The sequence below is a fragment of the Laceyella sediminis genome (genome assembly GCF_003003125.1).
GTDB lineage: Bacteria > Bacillota > Bacilli > Thermoactinomycetales > Thermoactinomycetaceae > Laceyella > Laceyella tengchongensis.
In genome coordinates this window covers 137,956-160,061 of the sequence record NZ_PVTZ01000006.1, presented here as the reverse complement: position 1 = coordinate 160,061, position 22,106 = coordinate 137,956, and the positions used below count along the sequence as shown (strand labels likewise).

25 protein-coding genes are annotated in these 22,106 nt (G+C 49.1%); 20 read left to right on the top strand and 5 right to left on the bottom strand.

What is annotated here, in order from left to right:
* Positions 1-46 precede the first annotated feature (46 nt).
* Positions 47-616 (top strand): C39 family peptidase, encoded by a 570-nt coding sequence (locus tag CLV36_RS09165; protein ID WP_022738420.1) that lies wholly within the window; start codon positions 47-49, stop codon positions 614-616.
* Between the two features lie 27 nt (positions 617-643).
* On the top strand, positions 644-1,264 hold the full coding sequence (locus tag CLV36_RS09160) for a hypothetical protein (protein ID WP_106342470.1): 621 nt from the start codon (positions 644-646) through the stop codon (positions 1,262-1,264).
* Between the two features lie 444 nt (positions 1,265-1,708).
* Here the strand turns inward: CLV36_RS09160 and CLV36_RS09155 are convergent, their stop codons facing one another.
* Positions 1,709-1,918 (bottom strand): ferredoxin, encoded by a 210-nt coding sequence (locus CLV36_RS09155; RefSeq protein ID WP_022738423.1) that lies wholly within the window; start codon positions 1,916-1,918, stop codon positions 1,709-1,711.
* A gap of 125 nt (positions 1,919-2,043) precedes the next feature.
* On the opposite strand from CLV36_RS09155, the gene CLV36_RS09150 reads away from it, so the two are divergent.
* Positions 2,044-2,622: a CPBP family intramembrane glutamic endopeptidase gene (locus CLV36_RS09150; protein ID WP_106342469.1), complete on the top strand. Its 579-nt coding sequence runs from the start codon at positions 2,044-2,046 to the stop codon at positions 2,620-2,622.
* Between the two features lie 173 nt (positions 2,623-2,795).
* Positions 2,796-3,395, top strand: a complete 600-nt coding sequence (locus tag CLV36_RS09145; RefSeq protein WP_022738426.1) for a genetic competence negative regulator — start codon at positions 2,796-2,798, stop codon at positions 3,393-3,395.
* A 58-nt stretch (positions 3,396-3,453) separates the two neighbouring features.
* On the opposite strand, the gene CLV36_RS09140 is transcribed toward CLV36_RS09145, so the two are convergent.
* A complete protein-coding gene (locus CLV36_RS09140) occupies positions 3,454-4,128 on the bottom strand; it encodes a PIG-L deacetylase family protein (protein ID WP_106342468.1) in 675 nt (224 codons plus the stop codon).
* A gap of 169 nt (positions 4,129-4,297) precedes the next feature.
* Here CLV36_RS09140 and CLV36_RS09135 point away from each other — a divergent pair, with 169 nt between their 5' ends.
* Both CLV36_RS09135 and CLV36_RS09130 read left to right on the top strand, forming a co-directional pair.
* Positions 4,298-5,581 (top strand): Glu/Leu/Phe/Val family dehydrogenase, encoded by a 1,284-nt coding sequence (locus CLV36_RS09135; protein ID WP_106342467.1) that lies wholly within the window; start codon positions 4,298-4,300, stop codon positions 5,579-5,581.
* Positions 5,582-5,656: 75 nt separating this feature from the next.
* Positions 5,657-6,637, top strand: a complete 981-nt coding sequence (locus CLV36_RS09130; RefSeq protein WP_106342510.1) for a YpdA family putative bacillithiol disulfide reductase — start codon at positions 5,657-5,659, stop codon at positions 6,635-6,637.
* A 48-nt stretch (positions 6,638-6,685) separates the two neighbouring features.
* Here CLV36_RS09130 and CLV36_RS09125 read toward each other — a convergent pair whose 3' ends face one another.
* Together CLV36_RS09125 and CLV36_RS09120 are read right to left on the bottom strand one after the other, a co-directional pair.
* Positions 6,686-7,963, bottom strand: coding sequence for an NCS2 family permease (locus CLV36_RS09125; RefSeq protein WP_106342466.1), 1,278 nt, complete (start codon positions 7,961-7,963; stop codon positions 6,686-6,688).
* A 63-nt stretch (positions 7,964-8,026) separates the two neighbouring features.
* On the bottom strand, positions 8,027-8,998 hold the full coding sequence (locus CLV36_RS09120; protein ID WP_106342465.1) for an asparaginase: 972 nt from the start codon (positions 8,996-8,998) through the stop codon (positions 8,027-8,029).
* Between the two features lie 124 nt (positions 8,999-9,122).
* Here CLV36_RS09120 and CLV36_RS17285 point away from each other — a divergent pair, with 124 nt between their 5' ends.
* From CLV36_RS17285 to CLV36_RS09070, 11 genes are all read left to right on the top strand, one after another.
* Positions 9,123-9,284, top strand: coding sequence for a hypothetical protein (locus tag CLV36_RS17285; RefSeq protein ID WP_181352947.1), 162 nt, complete (start codon positions 9,123-9,125; stop codon positions 9,282-9,284).
* 122 nt (positions 9,285-9,406) lie between these two features.
* The gene (ypeB, locus tag CLV36_RS09115) at positions 9,407-10,753 is read left to right on the top strand and encodes a germination protein YpeB (RefSeq protein WP_106342464.1); all 1,347 of its coding nucleotides are present in this window, start codon (positions 9,407-9,409) and stop codon (positions 10,751-10,753) included.
* A gap of 294 nt (positions 10,754-11,047) precedes the next feature.
* Positions 11,048-11,716 (top strand): (d)CMP kinase, encoded by a 669-nt coding sequence (cmk, locus tag CLV36_RS09110; protein ID WP_022738435.1) that lies wholly within the window; start codon positions 11,048-11,050, stop codon positions 11,714-11,716.
* Positions 11,717-11,719: 3 nt separating this feature from the next.
* Positions 11,720-12,310, top strand: a complete 591-nt coding sequence (locus CLV36_RS09105) for a lysophospholipid acyltransferase family protein (protein WP_106342463.1) — start codon at positions 11,720-11,722, stop codon at positions 12,308-12,310.
* A gap of 113 nt (positions 12,311-12,423) precedes the next feature.
* Positions 12,424-13,587 carry a 30S ribosomal protein S1 gene (gene rpsA, locus CLV36_RS09100; protein ID WP_106342462.1) on the top strand — a complete coding sequence of 388 codons (1,164 nt, stop codon included), beginning with the start codon at positions 12,424-12,426 and terminating at the stop codon, positions 13,585-13,587.
* Between the two features lie 113 nt (positions 13,588-13,700).
* Positions 13,701-14,312, top strand: coding sequence for a hypothetical protein (locus CLV36_RS09095; protein ID WP_102992265.1), 612 nt, complete (start codon positions 13,701-13,703; stop codon positions 14,310-14,312).
* Positions 14,313-14,318: 6 nt separating this feature from the next.
* Complete coding sequence (locus tag CLV36_RS09090; protein WP_102992266.1) at positions 14,319-15,227, top strand: YIEGIA family protein; 909 nt, start codon at positions 14,319-14,321, stop codon at positions 15,225-15,227.
* Positions 15,224-15,406 (top strand): capping complex subunit for YIEGIA, encoded by a 183-nt coding sequence (locus tag CLV36_RS09085; RefSeq protein WP_106342461.1) that lies wholly within the window; start codon positions 15,224-15,226, stop codon positions 15,404-15,406. The genes CLV36_RS09090 and CLV36_RS09085 overlap by 4 nt, the downstream gene beginning before the upstream one ends.
* A gap of 90 nt (positions 15,407-15,496) precedes the next feature.
* Positions 15,497-16,810 (top strand): ribosome biogenesis GTPase Der, encoded by a 1,314-nt coding sequence (gene der / locus CLV36_RS09080; protein ID WP_022738443.1) that lies wholly within the window; start codon positions 15,497-15,499, stop codon positions 16,808-16,810.
* Between the two features lie 26 nt (positions 16,811-16,836).
* On the top strand, positions 16,837-17,439 hold the full coding sequence (gene plsY / locus CLV36_RS09075) for a glycerol-3-phosphate 1-O-acyltransferase PlsY (protein ID WP_425436575.1): 603 nt from the start codon (positions 16,837-16,839) through the stop codon (positions 17,437-17,439).
* A gap of 22 nt (positions 17,440-17,461) precedes the next feature.
* Positions 17,462-18,487: an NAD(P)H-dependent glycerol-3-phosphate dehydrogenase gene (locus CLV36_RS09070; protein ID WP_106342459.1), complete on the top strand. Its 1,026-nt coding sequence runs from the start codon at positions 17,462-17,464 to the stop codon at positions 18,485-18,487.
* A 159-nt stretch (positions 18,488-18,646) separates the two neighbouring features.
* Here CLV36_RS09070 and CLV36_RS09065 read toward each other — a convergent pair whose 3' ends face one another.
* On the bottom strand, positions 18,647-19,171 hold the full coding sequence (locus tag CLV36_RS09065) for a hypothetical protein (RefSeq protein WP_106342458.1): 525 nt from the start codon (positions 19,169-19,171) through the stop codon (positions 18,647-18,649).
* Positions 19,172-19,483: 312 nt separating this feature from the next.
* Here CLV36_RS09065 and CLV36_RS09060 point away from each other — a divergent pair, with 312 nt between their 5' ends.
* From CLV36_RS09060 to spoIVA, 3 genes are all read left to right on the top strand, one after another.
* Positions 19,484-20,218 carry a DUF3939 domain-containing protein gene (locus CLV36_RS09060; RefSeq protein WP_106342457.1) on the top strand — a complete coding sequence of 245 codons (735 nt, stop codon included), beginning with the start codon at positions 19,484-19,486 and terminating at the stop codon, positions 20,216-20,218.
* A gap of 90 nt (positions 20,219-20,308) precedes the next feature.
* Entirely contained in the window at positions 20,309-20,473 is a 165-nt protein-coding gene (locus CLV36_RS17280) for a hypothetical protein (RefSeq protein ID WP_181352945.1), read from the top strand.
* A 153-nt stretch (positions 20,474-20,626) separates the two neighbouring features.
* Complete coding sequence (gene spoIVA, locus CLV36_RS09055; protein WP_106342456.1) at positions 20,627-22,105, top strand: stage IV sporulation protein A; 1,479 nt, start codon at positions 20,627-20,629, stop codon at positions 22,103-22,105.
* The last annotated feature ends 1 nt before the right edge of the window (position 22,106 follow it).

Here is a 22,106-nt window from a genome sequence, read left to right as displayed (position 1 = left end):
TTTAAATTTTTCAGTACGATCATCACCACAGAGAGGAAGTGCATCAGTGAATAAGATTCGACTTTTTGTTATGACAGCTCTTTTTGCTTTGCTGTCTGCGGTGGGCCTCCAGTTGACGGCACCGGATCAAGCAAAGGCGTACGGCGCTTATGTGCCCGAAATCAAGCAAGATTACAGCAACTGGTGTTGGGCGGCAAGCGGAGCCGCAGTTTCGCAATATAAAGGCAAGAATGTTTCACAATACAATTTCGCATATGCGGTCAAAGGTGGGTACTACAATAACCCGGCCACCAGCAGTGAGATTCAAAGTGGGTTGTCCACCTACGGCTTAAGATCCAGATGGACCAACTACTATGGCAATTGGTACTACCCCAACTATTCATTCATCCAATCGCAAATCAACAACGGTAGACCGATGATTCCCCTGATCTGGTGGACAAATGGAGCTACCATCGGACATTTTGTTGTTTTGGATGGCTACTTCACCTCAAATAATAACAACTATGTCGAATATATGGATCCTTGGTATGGAGACCATTATTACATGACTTATCAAGCCTTCAAGAGTAACAACAATTTTTATTGGAGAGAGCTCATTTATGACATTGGTTACTGATGACAACCATCGAGGAGGAGATTTCACATGCTTAAAAGCTTAAAAATCATCATTCCCGCAGTGGCCATTGTCGCCACCGTCGGCTTGGTCGGATTTATCGGCAACGGCTTCGCTTCGGACCAGCCTGAAAAGACAGCTTTTCAAGATTACCTAACAGCAGTTTCACAAAAATCTCCGAAACAGGGCAAATCATTGATGCCTCAAAATGCATCTTCTTTAGAAGGACTCCAACTCTCTTCTTTCTCCATTCCGATTTTCCGTACACCCGATGCCAACGTAATCAAATCATATGAAGGAACTAGCCTGATTGGCATGTTGCAACCGACGAAAGAGAAACTCTGGTTTATGATGAAAGGCGAGCAACCCGAAGGCATCGTTGTCGCCGATGATGTCCAACCGATCAAAATGGGCGGGAAAAACCGCAGCAAAGATTTGATGAACATGTACAAAGCCGCGAAAAAAGCGGTGAAAAAAGAGAACCAAATCCGTTACTTTGAATTTGTAGGACAAGGCATCTTCATCGCTAAAACCAGCAAGGGTGAACAGGTTTATCTGAGCCAAGGCGCCGCTCAAATATTAAACCTGCCCGCTGGCAAGCAACTTGCTTCCACCGATGTGACCGCCAAGATGAAAGAGTTGCTAAAGTAACCGTTGACGAATCATAGAAACGGCTGAGAAGCCAGGTGGTAAGACTTCAGATGACTTAGCTTCTGGGTTTTAGTGCGAGTCTGATGCAAAATAGCCAGCGGCTCCAATTGTACTTCAACAACCTTAGTTCGGTATTGTACTGGGCTAAGGTTTTTTTATGGAGATTTTGAAGGTCATAAATAGGGTTGAGGGTGAACGGAGGGGAATGAATAACTGAGTTGACGAAGATAATGATAGTCATTATCATTATATGGTGGGCATGTTTAAAGGTCGCACTTGAACGGCGTATGTGCGAAAAAGAACAAGCCACCTGGCAAGAGGTGGCTCATCGTTGTTCTGGTATGTAAGCGATCTGGGTTGACCGCTTGTTGACAGCACGTGGTGCGTGAGTGAAGCCAAACCGCTTGCTTACATGCACCGTGTGAACAACATGGTTTTGACGAATTACTCTTCTACTTTAATGGAGTCGGTCGGGCATCCTTCTTGTGCATCGCGAACGTCATCATGAAGTTCTTCTGGTACGTCTGCCGTTCCGGTGTTGTCATCGAGGATCACATATGCGATGCCATCCTCATCGTAATCGTAAACATCCGGAGCGGTTGCGCCACAAGCTCCACATGCGATACAAGTATCTTTATCTACCCATGTGCGCATAGTGAAAATCTCCTCCCGTGTATATATCCCAATAATGAGTTAAGTCCACTTCCACCCCTCATTGTAGACGGAATTGTGTCCGATTTCAAGGAGCAATCAGTAAATCAAGAAAAAGGAGGGGCGATATGAGCGAAGACCTGAACGGCATCAACTGTGATCAGCGGAGCCAGCAGGAGCGATTAATCTTGATTAGTTTTTATTTTACGCAACTGCTGTTTATTTTATTGAGTGTTCCATATTTATGGTGGAAAAATCGACTTTATGTTGAATTGGCTCCGTTTACCAAGCTCCATATGTGGCTGGTGGGTGTCGGCGTCGGTGGATTCATCGTGGCCATGGAGTTTGTGCTGATCCGTTTGTTGCCTGAACACCATTTTGATGACGGGGGATTAAACCAATTATTGTTTGCGCGTCGTCCTTGGTGGCATATCATGTTGATCGCCGTGATGGCTGCCATCGGGGAAGAGTTGTTGTTCCGCGGTCTGGTGCAGGGTTGGATCGGGGTATGGGGAACGGCTCTCCTATTTGCGCTTGTACACACCAGATACTTAAAAAAATGGGTACTGGTCGTCTTTGTCACCGGAGTCGGAACAGTCTTTGGCCTGATGGTCGAATGGACGGGTCATCTTGCCCCAGCAGTGATCGCTCATGCGGTTGTCGATTTCGTGATGGGATGTTACTTGCGGTATGGAGCGAAGGGATGAGGGTGCGGCCCCAGGGTTGGCAATGCCCCGAAAAAAATGCGAATACCCTATGCAAGGAAAGCCATTTTTGTGTATGATTGATATAAAGAAAAATAGGAGACTTGACCGCGTAACAGTGAGATTCAGTCCCTCATATTCTGAATGTGGGAGTCTCCGGCGAGGGAGGGTAGGCCATGCGTGTCGAGCGTTTAGACGGGGATAAGGTGCGCTTTTTCTTGACTCTCGACGATTTGGCTGATCGTGGGATTCAAAAAGAGGACATGTGGAGAGATATTCCGAAAGTGCATGAACTCTTTAATGACATGATGGAACACGCATATCAGGAATTGGGTTTTGAAGTGGTTGGGCCAGTAGCTGTCGAAGTTTTCGCCCTTCCCGCACAAGGGATGGTGGTTGTGGTTACCCGTGGCCGGACTCCGAAATCAGAAGTCGATGAGTTTGAACAAACGGAAGAAATGTACGAGTTAGAAGTGACGATGGAAGAGTCGGACGACATTATTTTCCGTTTTAACGACTTCGAAGACGTAGTCCAAGCGGCTGTGCGCATGAAAGCCCATGCTATGCAAGGAGGGCAGCTATTTGCCTACCAAAACCGCTATTATTTGCTGTTTGGTGGAGAGAAGAATTTGTCCAGGGGTCAGGTGGATACGTTGATTGCCATGCTGTCGGAGTATGGCGAAGTGTCCACGGTGACAGAGGCAATGCTGACCGAGTATGGCAAAGTTGTGTGTGAAAACGATGCGATCAACCAAATCAGTCAATATTTTGGATGAGATAAATAAACACACCCGTAATAACCGGGTGTGTTATTAATTTGCTGTATAAAAAATTTTATTTTTGTATAACTAGTTGATAATATTCATGTGAACGCAAGCGGTTGATATCACCATCACGCACACCTGGAAAGACGCGATCAATTGAAAGGTGTTGGGTTTTATGTTCGCGTAGCGCTTGGGCGATTTTAGCGCGGAATGGGGTCACATCTATTTTCATGGATACGTATTCATCCGGTGTCGCATGGATTTTTCCAGAATGCAAATGAGCGATTGATTCTGGTATGACGTTATAGTAAAGTTTGGTAGGGAATGTAGTTTTCTTTACTGCTTCCAAGGTAGCCTGTTGAATAATCTGATGATCAAGGTGGCCAGAAATGCCAGACGGCGGGAAGGTGATAATGAGATCTGGGCGGATGCTTTCCATGATCTTAAACAAATCGTCAACGAGTTGTTGGAAAGGGAGTTGGCTCAATTGTCCGTCTCCATAATCCCGCAGGATGCACTCATCTATACCAAGAACATCACAGGCCCGAGCCAGTTCTTGCGCACGGACATCACCTAACTCTTCCTGTGCGCAAAGTGGTGGTTGTCCTGTTTTCCCTGCTTCACCACGAGTGGCGCAGTAGAGCGTTTGACGGACGCCATCTGCATGGAAGCGGGCGATGGTGCCGCCGCAAGTAAATGTTTCGTCATCAGGATGGGCAAAACAATACAGAACTTGTTGGTACATTTTCGAGTCAAATCCTTTCAGTCGGGTTCTCTTGCATTATTATACCTAATTGGTGCGTCTGTTTTTAAATATACGTAAAAACAGAGACATTCTTTGGTTGTTTAGTGTATTATTGTATACTGAATACTGGTCTTTTTAGCAGTTAGTATTTAATTCTGAGGTGGTCAGGATGGAACAACAGTCTGTTGCTGCAGGTCGTCAAGAGGAACAGCGTGAAAATATGGATGTCTTGGTATCCACGCAAACAGTGATTCATAAAGCGTTGGATAAGCTGGGTTATCCAGAGGCTGTGTACGAATTGTTAAAGGAACCTATGCGTGTATTAACCGTTCGGATTCCCGTCCGCATGGATGACGGCACTGTGAAAGTGTTTACGGGATATCGCGCTCAACATAATGATGCCGTAGGTCCAACCAAGGGTGGAGTGCGCTTTCATCCAGACGTAACTGAATCAGAAGTGAAAGCGCTATCAATTTGGATGAGTTTGAAAGCGGGCATTGTCGACCTCCCTTACGGCGGAGGAAAAGGCGGCATCATCTGCGATCCGCGGAATATGTCTTTCCGCGAGCTGGAACGCTTGTCTCGTGGCTATGTGCGTGCGATCAGCCAAATTGTAGGGCCGACGAAAGACATCCCGGCTCCGGACGTGTTCACCAACTCGCAAATCATGGCGTGGATGATGGATGAATACAGCCGCATCCGCGAATTTGACTCCCCAGGATTCATCACTGGTAAACCGTTGGTGTTGGGCGGTTCCCGCGGTCGCGAAACAGCTACGGCCAAAGGCGTAACCCTGATGATCCGCGAAGCAGCGAAAAAACGCGGCCTCAGCATCGAAGGCGCACGCGTCGTTATTCAAGGATTCGGCAATGCCGGTAGCTTCCTGGCGAAGTTCATGCATGATGCAGGAGCCAAAGTGATTGGTATTTCTGACGCTTACGGCGCCTTGCATGATCCGGATGGGTTGGACATCGATTACTTGCTTGATCGCCGTGACTCTTTTGGAACCGTCACCAAATTGTTCAAAGACACCATCACCAACCAAGAGTTGTTGGAACTCGATTGCGACATCCTGGTTCCAGCAGCGGTTGAAAATCAGATCACCGCTAAAAACGCCGATCGAATCAAAGCCGACATTGTCGTTGAAGCGGCTAATGGACCGACCACGTTGGAAGCGACCAAAATCCTTCATGAGCGTGACATCTTGTTGGTGCCAGACGTATTGGCCAGCGCTGGTGGCGTGACCGTTTCATATTTTGAGTGGGTGCAAAATAACCAAGGGTATTACTGGTCTGACGAAGAAGTGGAACAAAAATTGGAAGACATTATGGTGCGTGCGTTTGAAAACGTCTATAATACCGCTCAAACCCGCAAAGTGGACATGCGTCTTGCCGCGTATATGGTGGGTGTGAGAAAAATGGCGGAAGCATCACGTTTCCGCGGTTGGGTATAGTATAATAAGGAAGTGGTGAGGAGAACACCCTTGAATGAAGGGGTGTTCTTCTTTTGCATCGTTGGAGGTGACAGTATGTTTGATGTAATTGTGGTGGGTGCGGGCCCTTGTGGGCTTTCAGCCGCGATTGAGTTGAAAAAAGTGGGCTTGAATCCATTGATCATTGAGAAAGGTTGTTTGGTGAATTCAATATATCATTATCCGCTGTCGATGACTTTTTTTAGCTCGGCCGACAATTTGGAAATCGGGGGCATCCCATTCACGACAGTAAATGAAAAACCGACCCGGCATGAAGCGTTGGCATACTTTCGGACCGTGGTCAAGAAGCACCACTTGGAACTGCACACATACGAAAAAGTGGTGGAGATCGAGCGGATAGAAAACGGATTTCGCGTAATTACGTCCAAGCGGGATGGGCGTGGTATATATGAAGCGGAAAATGTCGTGTTGGCCACCGGGTATTATGACAATCCACATATGTTGAATATTCCGGGCGAAGATTTGCCCCATGTAAAGCATTATTTTCACGATGCCCATCCTTATGCTCGGGAGCGGGTGGTGGTGATTGGCGGACGTAACTCCGCGATTGATGTGGCATTGGATTTGCATCAAGTGGGAGCGCACGTTCATATGGTTTACCGCAAAAGCGCCTTTCACGACAGCGTCAAGGCGTGGGTGAGACCCTTGATCGAGGCGGCCATCGAAAAAGAACGCATCCATATGCATTGGGAAACGGAAGTGCGTGAAATCACTCCAGAGGCTGTGGTGGTTGAAGAAAAAGGCGTACGGAAGGAAATCAAGGCGGATGCGGTGTTTGCGATGACGGGGTACAGGCCCAACTTGACTTTCGTGGAGAGATTGGGAGGGCAAATCGATCAAGAGACGGGTGTACCGGTGCTGTCCGACGATATGGAAACTACGGTGCCAGGATTGTACTTGGCCGGAGTGATTGCCACAGGGCATGATGCAACCAAAGTGTTTATCGAAAATGGACGTTACCATGGGCGTTCCATCGCGCGCCACATCCGGGACAAACGGAAGGTGGCCCGCATATAAGCGAAAAAGCGATTCCGAGAGTCGGAAATCGCTTTTTTTCTTTATCCTTTATCCGTGCAAACCTAGTTGAATCATGAATAACAAGGCGATGATAAAAAATGAGATCGGCACTTCCCTCGCCCGTTTGGCCGCAATTTTCAAAATAGCATAGGTGATGAAGCCAAACGCGATGCCGGTGGGAATGCTGTAGGTGAACGGGATGAATGCAAAAGTGATGAAAGCCGGCAACCCCTCCGTAAAATCACCGAACGGGATCGCTTGCACCTCTTGCATCATCAATCCGCCAACCACAATCATGATGGCAGCCACCGCACTTTCTGGAATCCATTTCAGATAGGGAATGAGGATCAGCGAGAGCAAGAAGAGACCGCCCGCCGTAATGGTGGTCAAGCCCGTTCTCCCCCCAGATTGGGTGCCAGTGGCGCTTTCCAAGGCGCATATGGTTGCGCTCGTTCCCAGTAGCCCAGCCATAATATTAGATAGGGCACTAGCTTGAAAAGCGGCGGGAAACTTTTGTTTGTCAGTTAACAGTCCTTGCAACAATCCCATATTTTCAAACACGAGAATCATGGTTAGCGTGAATGTCGCCACCCAGAAAGTGAGTTTGCCCAACCCTGCCAAGGCAAAGTTGCCTAGCAATGGAACATACTGTTCAAATGAAAGGGGAGCTGGCTCTCCCTGGGCGGATGAAGGGTCGGCGATTAACGCGACCACCGTCGCCAACACCAGCGTGATCAAAAACGCGCCTTGTACCTTGCGCACAAAGAGAATGATCAACAGTGCAAGGCTGAACAGCGTGATCCACACCTTGGGTTGATGGAGGCTGCCGATGCTGACGAACGTTTGTTCATTGCTGATGATTAATCCGCCTTTTTGTAACCCGATAAAGGTGATGAGCAAGCCGATGCCGACGGTCATCCCCTTTTTCAAGGCGGTTGGTACCGCTGTGCTCAACCAAGTGGCCAGCGGAGTAAAGGTGATCACGGTAAACAGGATGCCAGAGAGGGTTACTGCGGTTAGCGCCTCTTGCCAGGAGAGGCCCATCTCATGCACCATGGTATATGTGAAAAACGCGTTGACACCCATGCCTGGCACGATGATGATGGGGGCGTTGGCCCATAATCCCATCAGCAGGCAACTGAGGCATGAAGTGAAGATGGTTCCCAAAAGAGCTGCTTCAAAAGGGATCCCCGTCTCGGAGATGATAGAGCTGTTGACGATGATGATGTAACTGATGGTGAAAAATGTAGTTAAGCCGGCCAAAAATTCTGTACGAATAGATGTGTTGTGTGATTCTAATCGAAAAATCGAATGTAATCCTTTCAATTTCCTTCCTTCTTTGCTAATGCTCCCTCGCCCACCCACGCTCTGATTGAGCGCACAATCAAATCAATACTGAAAATAGCTTTGTAATTCGGTTGCGTCTTTTGTTTTTGACAAGGCGAGCATCAGTTTGATCCGCGCTTTTTGGCCATTGATGCCGTTGGAGAAGATCAAACCAAGCTCTTTTAGTTGTTTCCCGCCTCCTTCATATTCATACGTGTCCTGCACCGATCCATTGAAACAACGGGACACCAGCACGACGGGAATCTCGCTGGCGAGCGCGCGTTTTAGCCCGGGCAACATAGCGGGAGGCAAATTTCCCTGTCCCAGCGCTTCCAACACAATACCGTCAAATCCGTGCTCTACCGCCCATGCGATCAGGCTGTCATCCATGCCAGCCGCCACTTTGATCAAAGCGACTTGGTGTGAAGGCATCGCAAGAGGGAAGCGGGGCTCTTTTACCGAATCTCGGAAAAAGCGAATTTCCTTTTTGGTTACCAGGCCGACCGGCCCCAAGCCGGGTGATTGGAAGGTGGCCACATTGCTGGTGTGGGTTTTGGTGACATCCCGGGCTGTGTGAATTTCGTCATTGAAGACGACCATCACGCCACGCCCCAGCGATTGCTCGTGTGCGGCCACGCGGACGGAGTTAACCATATTCACAGGCCCATCCGCCCCCAGTTCATTGGAGCTACGCATGGCCCCGGTAACGATCACGGGTATGTCAGTGTCGAGAACCAGATCCAAGAAATAAGCCGTTTCTTCCAACGTGTCGGTTCCATGCGTGATCACGATCCCCTTGGCACCCCGGTCCAGATGTTCTTTCACGCGTTCTGCAATCAGGAACATATCCGCCGGGGTGATGTGGGGGCTCGGCTTGTTGAAAAGATGATCCATTTCCACTTTTGCGTATTGGTTCAATAACGGCAGGGCGCTTTGCAATGCTTGGGGATCCTGCGGTTTGACCCCTTGCGACTCCATGCTCTCGCTCATGGCGATCGTCCCACCAGTGGTAATGACAATCACTTTATTATTCATATATGGCAGACTGTCGGCATGATGACAATCCTTTTCCACCTTTCTATTTTAGGATGCCATTTTCTATCGTATGGAACCCATCATCCCATGTCAATAATAGGGGGAGAAGAAGGCGGTGATACATATGAGCGAAAATGAAAAATATGTGGTTACCATCAATTGCAATCAATGTGGTGAACGTTTCATTTTAAAGGGACGGATGAAAAAAGGCAAGTTGGAAACGGGTTTTAAGCGCTGCCTGTGCAATAATGACGACGATTTTCAAATAGAGAGGGAAAAATTGTGAAAGCGGAAGTCTGAACTAGGCTTCCGTTTTTTGTGGCACGCGTTGCATATTTCGTTTGCGCATCGTTCAGACTACCAAAAGAATCTTAGAAGAACGCATGACAACAAAGGAGACGTGATGTCATGTACAAACGAATGGCAGCGATCTTATTGCCAATTGTGGCTGTCGCATTCATCGCCGCAGCCGCATGGGGTTATATGGAGCATCAAGACAAAAATTCCGTGTTGATCAAAGCGGAGAACCAATACCAACGCGCGTTCCATGATTTGAATGACCGCATGGATCGTTTGCAAGGAGAATTGGGGAAATCGATCGCCCTTAATTCGCGGCGCCAATTGAGCACGGCTATGACCAACGTGTGGCGTCTGGCGTATGCGGCGCAAAGCGACATCGGCCAATTGCCATTGACGTTGATGCCGTTTGATTCAGCGGAAAAATTTTTGTCTCGCGTTGGAAATTTCGCCTATGAAGTAGGCATCCGGGATTTGGATAAGGAGCCGCTCAGCGACAAAGAATGGAAGACATTGAGTGATCTATACCAGCAAGCAAAACATATCCGTGATGATATGGCAGCGTTGCAGAGCAAAGTGATCAACCGGAACCTGCGCTGGATGGACGTGGAATTGGCGGTGGCGTCAGAAGACAAGAAGATGGACAACACCATTATCGACGGGTTTAAGAAAGTGAATCAAGTGGTGCAGGAATTTCCGGAAGTGGATTGGGGTCCGTCCGTCAACAACATGGAAATTCGCCAACGGGAACGGGTGAAGCAGTTGAAAGGGAAACTGATCACGCCGGAGCAAGCCAAACAGCGAGTCGCTCATGCATTTGGACGCGAATCCACCAAAGGGATGCATGTGACCCGAAACAAAAAAGGGGATTATCCCACTTATAGCGTCAGATATGAGGGGCGCAACAAGACGGAAGTGTACACGGATTTGACGACCATTGACGGTCATATCGTATGGATGGTGTTTGACCGGCCTGTCACGAAAAAACGGTTGACCTTGGATCAAGCGTTAACCCGGGCGACCCGCTTCCTCAATCGGATTGGTTATAAAAGCATGACTCCGATTTCTTATGACGAAGTATCCAACATCGCCTCGTTTAATTTTGTCCATAAAGAGGGTGACGTGTACATCTACCCTGAGTCACTGGCTGTAAAAGTGGCATTGGATAATGGGGAAGTCATGGGTTTGCAAGCAGATGAATATGTTTTCAATAAGATGGATTGGTCCAAACGCAAACCGAAATTAAGCGCAACCCAAGCACGGAAGCAAGTGAATCCCCATCTGAAACTGACCAAGAACAATCTGGCTGTGATCTACGATCGCAACGGTCGCCAAGTCCTGTGCCATGAATTTTTGGGGACGATTAACGGAGAACAATACCGGTTGTTTATCAATGCCGATACAGGCGAAGAAGAATATGTCGACCGGATAGAGAAAGCAAATGGAAATCGAATTTAATATTTTAAATGGGCCGATATAATACAATCGGCTCATTTAATTGTTTTCATTGCATGTGTGACAAAATTATGTTATTCTTTAAACAGGATTTCTTTACTCTATGAACCATGGCACCAATTATGGGATCCTAATAGATTTGTCAAAAAGAAATACATAGTAGATAGGCTGTTGGGGTCGAAGATTTCGATAGGGATTTACTTGGCGTCGATTTAAATCGAATAAGTATCTCCAATCGAGCAGGCGCACCCTGCTCGGTTGTTTTTCATCCCGACTTAGGGAGGATTTGTTAGGTAGATGAAACAGTTGCAAGTAGCGATTGATGGACCGGCTGGAGCCGGCAAAAGTACGGTGGCTCGCCGAGTCGCAGGCCGCCTTGGGTTGTCTTATGTCGACACCGGGGCCATGTACCGAGCCATCGCTTGGAAAGCGCTTCAGGAGAATTTAAATGTGTTTGACGAAGAAGCGGTCACCCAGTTGGCGGAACAGCTTCACTTTTCCCTTCATCCTCAAGGGGTCATGGTCAACGGCCAATTGCTGAAAGAAGAGATCCGAACCCAAGAAATTTCGAGCTTGGCGTCGGCCATCGCGAAAATGCCGGGGGTGCGCCGCATCCTTGTGAATAAGCAGCGGGATATTGCCGCACGTCAGAGCGTAGTGATGGATGGGCGGGATATTGGCACACATGTTTTGCCGGAAGCAGACGTGAAAGTGTTTTTGACCGCCACCATTGAAGAACGTGCCCTCCGACGGTACAAAGAGTTGAAAGCCAGAGGGGCGGACGTGGACTTGGATGGGCTGAGGGAAGAGATCCGGCGCCGCGATGAAAACGACCGCACGCGCAAGCATGCTCCGCTTAAACAGGCCAAAGATGCTGTGCTTATCGACACGACACATCTCTCGATTGATGAAATTGTTGAAAGCATTATGCAACTTTGCCGTCACAAATTAGGCGGTGGGGAGTAAGATATGTTCTATACGAAGATCCGCAGTATCGCACAACACCTGTTGCGCATGTTGTTCCGGGTGAAAGTGATTGGAAAGGAGCATGTTCCGTCACAAGGGCCCGCCGTCATCTGTGCCAATCATATCAGTAATTTTGATCCGCCGGTGGTTGGCGGATTCATCGACACGCGCGAAATCCATTTCATGGCCAAAGAAGAGTTGTTTCGCATTCCGTTCATCGGTAAAATTCTTCCGAAATTAAATGCTTTTCCGGTTAAGCGGGGCGGAGGCGACAGCGGAGCGGTTAAACATGCGATCCGCCTGCTTCGAAATGGACACGTGTTGGGGATTTTTCCTGAAGGAACCCGCTCCAAAACGGGTGAACTCGGAAAAGCCCACGTCGGAGCTGCGCTGATCGCTATGAAAGGCAAAGCGCCCATGATCCCTGTGGCGATTATCGGTCCATACCGTTTGTTTCGCCAGACCAAAGTGATTATCGGGGAGCCGATCGACACGGTGGTGTACACGGAAGGCAAAGCCGGAACCGACGCTGCGAACGAACTCACCGAGCTGGTCATGTTGCGGATTAAACAAATGATTGATCAACACAGGTAATCAGATCATATGAAAAAGGTGAGCGCAATTCACCTTTTTCATCCAGATCTTTCCTTCATATAATTTGATTTAGGTATTTTTATGACAGTGTGGAGAATGAGGAGGGCATGTTCATGGCAGAAGAGATGAAATCTGAATTGACTGAAGTCGCTACATTCCAAGTAGGAGATGTGGTGAAAGGGAAAGTTGTTAGCGTAGAACAAAATCAAGCGTTGGTGGACATTGGTTACAAATCGGAGGCAATCCTGCCGATTTCAGAATTATCTAGTTTGCATGTGGATAAAGTAGCTGACGTCTTGAATGTTGACGACGAGCTGGATGTGAAAGTAATCCGCATCAAGGAAGACGAAGATAAATTGATCGTTTCCAAAAAAGCCGTCGACGCTGAAAAGTCCTGGGAAGAGTTGCAACGCAAATTTGAAAGCGGCGAAGTGATCACAGCGACCGTGGCCGATATCGTCAAAGGCGGCTTGGTTGTTGATGTTGGTGTGCGCGGTTTCATTCCGGCTTCCCATGTTGAATTGCATTTCGTGGAAGATTTCAGCGATTACAAAGGCCGTGAGCTTTCATTGAAAGTGATTGAGCTGGACGCTGAGAAAAACAAATGCATCTTGTCCCACAAAGCGGTGTTGGAAGAAGAACTGAACCGCAAAAAAGAAGCCGTGCTCGCTTCTTTGGAAGAAGGGCAAGTACTGGAAGGTACCGTTCAACGCTTGACCGATTTCGGCGCGTTTGTCGACATCGGCGGAGTGGATGGCTTGGTTCACGTATCCGAATTGGCTTGGCATCGCGTTGAACATCCGGCCGATATGTTAAAAGAAGGCGACAAAGTGAAGGTAAAGGTGCTCAAAGTAAACCGCGAACAAGAGCGCATCAGCTTGAGCATTAAAGAAACCGAGGAAGGCCCATGGGAAAAAGTGGCCAAAGAACTCTCCGCCGGCGATGTGGTTAAAGGCACCGTAAAACGCTTGGTTTCCTTCGGTGCATTCGTGGAAGTGTTCCCAGGCGTGGAAGGGCTTGTTCACGTATCTCAAATTTCCCGCCGCCATGTGGCCACCCCAGCTGAAGTGTTGGAGGAAGGCCAAGAAGTGCAAGTGAAAGTACTTGAAATGGCTCCAGAACAAAAGCGCATCAGCTTGAGCATCAAAGATGTTGAGGTGGAAGTGGAGCGCAAAGAAGTAAAAGAAGTAATGGAGCAACAACAACAAGAACAACCGGCTAGCGGATTGAACGTCACGTTGGGTGACATGTATCCCGAGTTGCGCAATTTGAAATAACAATCAGCTTTTGTCAGAACCAGCCAGATTTTGGCTGGTTCTTTTTTTGCTTAAAAAGGTGGTAGCGGAGTGACACTAAAAAAAATCCCCCTGCGTCTGGAGGAAATCGGAAAATGGCTCCCGGCATTTTGGCACAATTGTGTTTGCTCATTTTGATCATCTTGTATTGGGCGGGATGGCTGGAAACGGATTGGCCCCGCAAATGGGCATATGGATTGGCCGTGACCGCTTGGTGGCTGACTTCTAGTCCGCCTCTTGCCATGAAGGAGGCGTGGTGGATTCACCCAGGGTCTGTCGTGTTGCTGGGAGGGATGGCCGTTACGTTTGGCCGTCTCTGCTTGTCCAGGGCAACGGTAATGATCAGTTTCGGGGTGTTTTCGGGAACAGCGCTTTTCTTGTGGCATGAATATGCCCGGATCGCCACCGATTGGGCTGATCCTCTGTTCCGCTTATTCTGCGTTGCAGTGTTTGTGGGTGTTGGCGGCTTGTTTTCCCGAAGTGTCAAAGAGCATCTGGCTTGTGTCCTTTGTGGAAGTGTGATGTTGCATGTATGGATTGCGTCTTTTCACCGTGAGATGTTGATGCCGCTGATCTGGGGGTCAGGTGATTTTTTGGATACGGTATGGCTTTCGTTGCTGGTAATGTTGGGATGGCGCCGGTTAAGAGCGTTTGCCGCCAACGTTCATGAGAAATGGATGCGGATTCCTCTACGAAAGGAAGAGTGAAGTGAAATGAACTTATCTCTTTACACCTTGGCCGTGGTATGGGGGGTGGCGGCTGGTTTCGTAACAAGAATCCGGATGTTGGAGAGTGACTACCGCCAATATCCGACCTACCCGCACGGCCATGTGATTCATCTGGCTTTGGGTCTGATTGCTGCCGCTCTTGGCGCGGTGGCTGTTCCGGCTCTGATGCAAAAGGATTACACGGCAATCACATTTTTGACGGTAGCCGCGCAACAATTTCGTGATGTTCGCAACATGGAACGGCAGATGTTGACCAATTTGGATGAACTGGAATTGGTGCCCCGGGGGAAAAATTATATCGAAGGCATTGCCATGGTTTTTGAAGGAAGAAATTATATCGTCATCTTCGCTGCTTTTCTTACTTCGCTTAGTGTCGTCATTTTCCATCATTGGTGGGTGGGGGCGCTGGTCGGTTTGGCGATTCTTTTTTTGAGCGGGTTTCTTATGTCGGGTAAAGTGATTCATGACATCGCCGAGGTGGAGGTCGCACCGCTCCGGATTGAAGGAGCCAGCCTGTATGTGCAGGACATCTATTTGATGAATATTGGGTTGGAGGACAACCGTAAACGCATCTTGGAGAATGGGATCGGCATCCTGGTCACGCCGCGCCGGGCAAGTGGACGGGTCACGATTGGCAATATAGGACAAAGGCAGGCGATTTTGCATGATGTGTCCACCATTTTGGGCGTGTACCGCGACACGGGAGAACCGGCGCTGACTCCGTTGGCCAAACGGGACCTGAAAGACGGGCGGCTGGGTATCCTGTTGTTGCCGCAAGAGAAAGATGTGGAACGAGCGGTTGAGATCGTTAAAAATGTGCCCGTCTTAGAGAGCGCCATTCGCAAACCGAGCAAAATGCCCAAGGAATTGAGAAAAAGGTGGGAAAGTACATGAGCAAAGGGAAAATATTGGCGGTGATCACCACGCAGCCCGACAAAGTGGCAGGAGGGGCTCCCATCTTTGCGGCTGACTCCCTGGAAGAGTTGGAGAAAAAAGCGTTTCTGCTCGAAAAAATTTTGGATGCGATGGTGCATGAGATTGACCAGGACACGAAGATTATCGTGAAACACTAAGATGCTTGTTGCTTAAAGAATCGATGTTCAGTTAAGATTAGGTATGTCTTATACTTATATATGGGAATATGCGAAAAGTGAGGATGTTGTATGAGCTTACCTGTAGTAGCGATAGTTGGACGACCGAATGTGGGAAAGTCGACGATTTTCAACCGCTTGGCAGGGGAACGCATCGCGATTGTGGAAGACCAGCCAGGCATTACTAGAGATCGGATTTATTCTCGTAGCGAATGGAATGGGCGTGAGTTTCACTTAATTGATACAGGCGGCATTGAGTTTGGAGACACCGATGAGATTATGGATCATATTCGCAATCAGGTGGAATTGGCCCTTGACGAAGCGGATGTGATTTTGTTCGTCGCCGATGCCCGCGATGGCGTCACTACCACGGATGAAGAGGTGGCCAGGTTTTTGCACCGCACCAACAAACCAGTGATCCTGATGGTAAACAAAGTGGATGACATCAAATACACCGAGAATGTATTTGAGTTTTACCAATTGGGTTTTGAGCATGTGATCCCGGTGTCTTCCTTGCATGGAACCGGAACAGGCGATATGCTGGATGCAGTAGTGGAACATTTTCCTGACAGGGAAGAAGAGGAGTATGAAGAAGACACCATCAAAGTGTCCCTCATCGGCCGCCCCAACGTCGGAAAATCTTCACTTGTCAATGCGTTGCTGGGAGAAGAGCGGGTCATTGTTAGCCCTGTTGCGGGAACCACGCGGGATGCTGTCGACACTTCGTTTGAATATGAAGGACAAAAATATGTCCTCATCGATACGGCCGGGATTCGCAAACGGGGAAAAGTGTACGAATCGATTGAGAAATACAGTGTGATCCGTGCATTGCGCGCTATCGAGCGCTCTGATGTGTGCTTAATCGTGATCGACGGCGAACGGGGGATCGCGGAGCAGGATAAGAAAATTGCCGGATATGCGCATGAAGCGGGAAGAGCCGCCATCTTCGTGGTGAACAAATGGGATGCGGTCGAAAAAGACGAAAAAACTATGGACCGCTTCAAGCGGCGGATTCGCGAAGAATTCCAGTTTATGCACTACGCGCCGATCCTGTTTGTTTCCGCTAAAACGAAACGCCGCATTCATACGGTTTTGCCTGAAGTGAATGAAGTGGCTGAACAACACGCAATGCGCGTGCCCACGTCGGTGCTGAACCAAGTGATTCAGGACGCCATGGTGACAACACCGCCTCCGTCGGATCGGGGTCGCCGGTTCCGGGTTCGGTATGTGACCCAGGCGACGGTGAAACCACCTACCTTCATCTTGTTTGTCAATGACCCGGAACTTTCGCATTTCAGCTACTTGCGCTATCTCGAAAACCAATTGCGGCAAGCGTTTCCGTTTAAAGGGACGCCACTTAGAATCTTGTTGCGAAAGAAAAGCTAAAGAAACTGAGAGACGGGGAGAGGGCAATGACAATGCTACAAACATGGGGGATACCGATTGTCATTTCTTATTTGTTGGGTTCAATAAGTTTTAGTTATTTGTTGACCAAATGGCTCAAGGGCGTCGACATTCGTGACTACGGTAGCGGCAATGCGGGGGCTACGAATACGTCGCGTGTGCTGGGGAAAGGGCCAGCCTTAGTAGTGTTTTTGCTGGACGCGCTCAAAGGGATGGCCGCGGTCGGCTTTGGTTACTGGATGGCTGGCAACAGCCCGGATGTGAAATTGGTGATGATGGTGTGCGGGATTGCCGCCATCATTGGGCATAATTGGCCAGTCTTTTTAGGATTCCGCGGTGGAAAAGGCATCGCCACGACAGTAGGAGTGACGTGCCTCATCGGCTTCACTGCAGCCGTCGTCGCCGGGATCTGTGCTATCTTGTTTATCTTGTTTACACGCTATGTATCTGTCGGATCGCTGGTGTACACCTCCATCGTTCCCGTGATGATGTGGCTGTTGGATTATCCCACGGCTGTGGTGTGGTTGATGTTGATCGTGTCTGTGATGGCGCTGTGGAGACATAAACAAAATGTAATCAATCTGTTTAAGGGAAACGAACGCAAGATTTAGATTGATACAAGGGAGAAATCACATGAAAGGTAGAGTTGCTGTACTTGGAGCGGGGAGCTGGGGTACGGTTCTCGCTGCGGTGTTGGCCGACAACGGCCATGATGTGACATTGTGGGCGAGGCGTGAGGAGCAGGCGCAGGAAATCGATCAAACGCACACCAACCGCAAATATTTGCCGGATGTGAAATTGCCGGAAACCTTGCGGGCCACCTCTTCGCTGTCCGAAGCGCTGGAAGGCAAAGAGGCGGTGCTATTTGCGGTTCCTTCGCATTCCATGAGGGAAATTGCCCGTGAAGCACGGCGGTGGATAGAGGCTGACGCGCTCGTCATCCATGCGGCCAAAGGGTTTGAAATCGACTCGTTGAAACGGATGTCCGAAGTACTGGCAGAGGAGTTGGGTGCAAGCCACGCGGATCGCATTACGGTGTTGTCCGGACCCAGCCACGCCGAAGAAGTGATTCGCCGTTGCCCCACGACTGTCGTCGTTGCCTCGCAGTCGGCACAAGCGGCCGAACAGGCGCAGATGCTGTTTATGAACTCGTATTTTCGAGTGTACACCAATCCTGATGTGATCGGGGTGGAAGTGGGGGGCGCCTTGAAAAATATCATCGCCCTGTCCGCGGGACTCGTTGACGGGTTGGGCTTTGGCGACAACGCCAAAGCGGCTTTGCTGACCCGGGGATTGGCAGAGATCGCCCGGTTGGGTCATGCGATGGGCGCTGAGCCGATCACCTTTGTCGGACTGGCTGGCGTGGGCGACTTGGTGGTTACTTGCACCAGTAGCCACAGTCGTAACTGGCGGGCCGGCCACATGATCAGCCAAGGCAAAAAGTTGGATGAGGTGCTTGCTACGATGGGTATGGTCGTTGAAGGCGTCCGCACCACCAAAGCTGCGTATGTGCTCAAGGAGCGGTATCAGGTGGAAATGCCGATCGCAGAGCAGTTGTATTCTGTGCTGTTCGCTGACAAAGACCCGGAACAAGCCGTGAAAGAGCTGATGGGACGGGGGCGCACGCAGGAGCTGGAAGAAATTATCGGCGGCTGGTAGCCATTTTGGGCGCTTTCCCTGTTGCAAGGTTTTTGCTTACTTCATACTCTGTAATAGCTTCAACCAATATCCATAAACTTGAGCACAAGAATCGGGGTCAGGGATGTGTGCAGGTGAAAGGGATTGGTCACGAAAGAGAGGGGTAATGCTGAATCAGCATTACCCCTCTCGTTTTTTGTAACTGGCTGCGGTCGGTTGCGATGGGCGAAAAAGGCTTGCGATGAAGCGTTGAATGAGCGGCGATTGCAATAAGCTCAAGATGTTGCCCAATTGGAAGGGGGTCTGTTGCCCTGGTGACCCGTTCGGCGGATCATTGTCAAAGGGGAGATTGATAACCGGAATATCTTGGTCTAAGGTGGATGGGGGACGCTTTTCGCCAGGCAGTGCTGGAAACCCACCGCGTTGTTTGGCATGGGCCATCATTTTGGTGGCGATTTCAAACATTTGATAAGCATGATCCATCACGTTTTCTACCCGCTGGATGGATTGGCTTAAATCTTTGACGGTGGAGCGGAACTTCAGGAATCCGCTCAAAATGCGGGCGATGCTTACCGAACTCAGTTGGGGAAAGACAATGGGAGGCATGGTTTCTTCAAGCGGTTTAGCCAAGGTGGTGTTTGGTTTTGTTTGTTTTTTGACAGCTTTTTTATGACTTTGCGGTTTCTTTTTCTTTTTGGTGCTCATAGGAAAATCCTCCATTTCAGGCTAGAGTCTATTTATCGTATGCAGGTGCCCGTCGGTGAAGCAGGGCACCTGCCCGACTGCTTGGTAGGCAGATGTGGATTTGCTATACTGTAATGATGAAGACAAGGGGTGGAAATGAAATGGAATTGGGTGTGAGTTTATTTTTATTGGTTTTGATTAATTTATTGATGACGTTGGGCAGACAGCAAAAAAGAGCTTGGGTGAGATGGCTTCTGTCGTCTGTCTCATTGATTTTATTGATTGTGGCTCTGCTGTTTATCCTGAGAATGTTCATGTGATGGAGGAATGGAAATGCGACGCTGGAGTGGCTTGGCGATCCTCTTGCTGTTTTGCACGCTGTTGACGGGGTGCCTGTATCCGCAAGAACGAAGACAAGAATGGGACAAACTGGATCAGCATCTTGCACGGGTTCAGGCGGCGGTGGATACATATTTGAAGCAACAAAAAATGTTGCCGTATAAATACAGCCAAGATGATGTGAAATACTCGACGCATTATCAGGTCGACTTTATGCAGATACAAGGGTATTTGGGGGAAATTCCGCCGTCGGCGTTCGAGAAAGGCGGGTACTTCATTTATGTGATGACCAATGTGGACACTAAACCGTTGGTTCGCCTGTTTGATCTGCGTACCCATGATGCCGTGGACAAAGTGCAATTGTCTGTTAATGCGTTTAAAGCGAAAGAGGGAAAGTATCCACGGGGTGAAGCCGTAAGCCCTGGTTTTTACAAGGTTGACTTGGAGCAGTTAAATCTAGACAGCGTGCAAGTACCCAGTCCGTATTCTCCGGACACACTGCTGGACTTGATCATGGATGAACGCGGGCGGGTCTATGTGGATTACCGTAGCGAAGTTATGAAAAAATGGCAACAAGCCAAAGAAAAGCCGTCAGCGGAGGAAGATCTGCGGGTGTGGCTGGCGCAGGACTCCTATTTTGTACCGGGATATTCACCGATGATGAAAATGAATAAAAACATGCCAGAATTGATTGTTCCAAGTGAAGGAACAGAGAAAAAATCGCCTTGAAGCCAGGGCGATTTTTTCTTTTCATGAATTTCTGATCTGTAGCCACATATTTATGGAATGACAAGTGTGTTGAAGGGGTGGAATCAAACAATGACGAGTTTATGGTTTCATCTCATTGTCATACCAGGCATTTTCTTGTTGGGCCATCTTACAGGATCAGTCAAGGTGGCGGGCTTCCGGACGCGGACGATGTTAGTGAAAGGCAAATCATCTCCTGTGCGTGGGAAGGTGAAAAAAAGAACCGAAACGGGATAACTACCCTCGGCGGCTCTATTTTTTTAGGCAAAGATTCATATTGGGAAAAGGCATTCATATATTAGTAGTGTCAAAGGAAGGGTCCGGAGGGGGGATAGCCTTCGCACCGGCGACAGATCCAGAAAAGAGGGCGATTTTGAAGGAGGGACTTTCGTGGAGAAAGTAGATATCTTGAAAGACATTGCAGAACGGACAGGAGGAGACATCTACCTGGGTGTGGTCGGTGCGGTGCGCACCGGTAAATCGACATTTATCAAACGGTTCATGGAACAGGTAGTGATTCCCAACATTGAGAATGAAGCCGACCGTTCGCGGGCAACGGATGAATTGCCTCACAGCGGCGCGGGGAAAACGATCACAACGATCGAACCCAAATTCGTGCCAAACCAAGCGGTCCAAATACACGTCGATGAGGGGTTGGACGTCAATATCCGGCTGGTTGATTGTGTCGGTTACGCGATTGATGGCGCCAAAGGCTATGAAGATGAAAACGGACCGCGCATGATTAGCACGCCTTGGTTTGAAGAGCCGATACCGTTTCAGGAAGCGGCAGAAGTCGGCACAAGAAAAGTGATCCAGGAACACTCCACCGTGGGGATCGTCATCACCACGGACGGCTCAATCACCGATATACCGCGCGAATCTTATCAAGAAGTGGAAGAGCGCGTGATCAATGAATTGAAAGAAGTGGGTAAACCGTTCATCTTGCTGTTGAACTCGACCCGTCCCTACGGCGAACAGGCGCAACAGCTACGGGCGGAACTGGCGGAGAAATACGATATTCCTGTTTTGCCCGTCAGTGTGGCGACGATGAGCGAAGAAGACATTCTCAGCATCATGCGAGAAGTGCTGTATGAATTCCCGGTCCACGAAGTGAACGTCAATCTGCCAAGCTGGGTCATGGTGTTAGATGAAGAGCATTGGTTGCGGCGGGACTTCGAAAATTCCGTGCGGGAGACGGTGAAAGATATCAAGCGCTTGCGCGATGTTGATCGGGTAGTCGGCCAATTTTACGATTACGAATTCATTGAGAAAGCAGCTTTGTCCGGGATGGACATGGGGCAAGGGATCGCCGAAATCGATTTGTACGCGCCAGACGCTTTGTATGACCGGGTGTTGCAAGATGTGGTGGGCGTTGAAATCCGCGGCAAAGATCACTTGTTAGAATTGATGCAAGAATTCAGCATCGCCAAGCGGGAATACGACAAAGTGTCGGATGCGATTAAGATGGTGCGCACAACAGGCTATGGCGTGGCGCCGCCAGCTTTGGAAGAGATGACCCTGGATGAGCCCGAGTTGATCAAACAGGGGAGCCGGTTTGGCGTAAGGCTCAAGGCGACGGCACCGTCCATCCATATGATTCGCGTCAATGTGCATTCTGAGTTTGCGCCTATCATCGGTTCAGAAAGACAGAGCGAGGAGCTCTTAAACTACCTGATGCGCGATTTTGAACAAGATCCTAACAGCATTTGGGAAACAGATATTTTCGGCCGTTCACTCAACCAAGTCGTTCGGGAGAGCATCCAAGCTAAATTGGCGATGATGCCGGAGAACGCGCGGTATAAACTGCAAGAAACACTGGAACGGATCATCAACGAAGGGTCGGGCGGATTGATCGCCATAATCTTGTAAA

Excerpts from the sequence above, each read along its gene's own strand:
- CLV36_RS09085 (WP_106342461.1), top strand. The coding sequence starts at position 15,224 with ATGAGCAAAGGGAAAATATTGGCGGTGATCACCACGCAGCCCGACAAA.
- CLV36_RS17280 (WP_181352945.1), top strand. The coding sequence starts at position 20,309 with ATGACGAGTTTATGGTTTCATCTCATTGTCATACCAGGCATTTTCTTG.
- CLV36_RS09070 (WP_106342459.1), top strand. The coding sequence starts at position 17,462 with ATGAAAGGTAGAGTTGCTGTACTTGGAGCGGGGAGCTGGGGTACGGTT.
- ypeB (WP_106342464.1), top strand. The coding sequence starts at position 9,407 with ATGTACAAACGAATGGCAGCGATCTTATTGCCAATTGTGGCTGTCGCA.
- CLV36_RS09065 (WP_106342458.1), bottom strand. The coding sequence starts at position 19,171 with ATGAGCACCAAAAAGAAAAAGAAACCGCAAAGTCATAAAAAAGCTGTC.
- CLV36_RS09105 (WP_106342463.1), top strand. The coding sequence starts at position 11,720 with ATGTTCTATACGAAGATCCGCAGTATCGCACAACACCTGTTGCGCATG.
- CLV36_RS09140 (WP_106342468.1), bottom strand. The coding sequence starts at position 4,128 with ATGTACCAACAAGTTCTGTATTGTTTTGCCCATCCTGATGACGAAACA.
- CLV36_RS09130 (WP_106342510.1), top strand. The coding sequence starts at position 5,657 with ATGTTTGATGTAATTGTGGTGGGTGCGGGCCCTTGTGGGCTTTCAGCC.
- der (WP_022738443.1), top strand. The coding sequence starts at position 15,497 with ATGAGCTTACCTGTAGTAGCGATAGTTGGACGACCGAATGTGGGAAAG.
- CLV36_RS09160 (WP_106342470.1), top strand. The coding sequence starts at position 644 with ATGCTTAAAAGCTTAAAAATCATCATTCCCGCAGTGGCCATTGTCGCC.
- CLV36_RS09090 (WP_102992266.1), top strand. The coding sequence starts at position 14,319 with ATGAACTTATCTCTTTACACCTTGGCCGTGGTATGGGGGGTGGCGGCT.
- CLV36_RS09150 (WP_106342469.1), top strand. The coding sequence starts at position 2,044 with ATGAGCGAAGACCTGAACGGCATCAACTGTGATCAGCGGAGCCAGCAG.
- rpsA (WP_106342462.1), top strand. The coding sequence starts at position 12,424 with ATGGCAGAAGAGATGAAATCTGAATTGACTGAAGTCGCTACATTCCAA.
- CLV36_RS09135 (WP_106342467.1), top strand. The coding sequence starts at position 4,298 with ATGGAACAACAGTCTGTTGCTGCAGGTCGTCAAGAGGAACAGCGTGAA.
- plsY (WP_425436575.1), top strand. The coding sequence starts at position 16,837 with ATGACAATGCTACAAACATGGGGGATACCGATTGTCATTTCTTATTTG.
- cmk (WP_022738435.1), top strand. The coding sequence starts at position 11,048 with ATGAAACAGTTGCAAGTAGCGATTGATGGACCGGCTGGAGCCGGCAAA.
- CLV36_RS09095 (WP_102992265.1), top strand. The coding sequence starts at position 13,701 with ATGGCTCCCGGCATTTTGGCACAATTGTGTTTGCTCATTTTGATCATC.
- CLV36_RS09120 (WP_106342465.1), bottom strand. The coding sequence starts at position 8,998 with ATGAATAATAAAGTGATTGTCATTACCACTGGTGGGACGATCGCCATG.
- CLV36_RS09060 (WP_106342457.1), top strand. The coding sequence starts at position 19,484 with ATGCGACGCTGGAGTGGCTTGGCGATCCTCTTGCTGTTTTGCACGCTG.
- CLV36_RS09155 (WP_022738423.1), bottom strand. The coding sequence starts at position 1,918 with ATGCGCACATGGGTAGATAAAGATACTTGTATCGCATGTGGAGCTTGT.
- CLV36_RS09145 (WP_022738426.1), top strand. The coding sequence starts at position 2,796 with ATGCGTGTCGAGCGTTTAGACGGGGATAAGGTGCGCTTTTTCTTGACT.
- CLV36_RS17285 (WP_181352947.1), top strand. The coding sequence starts at position 9,123 with ATGAGCGAAAATGAAAAATATGTGGTTACCATCAATTGCAATCAATGT.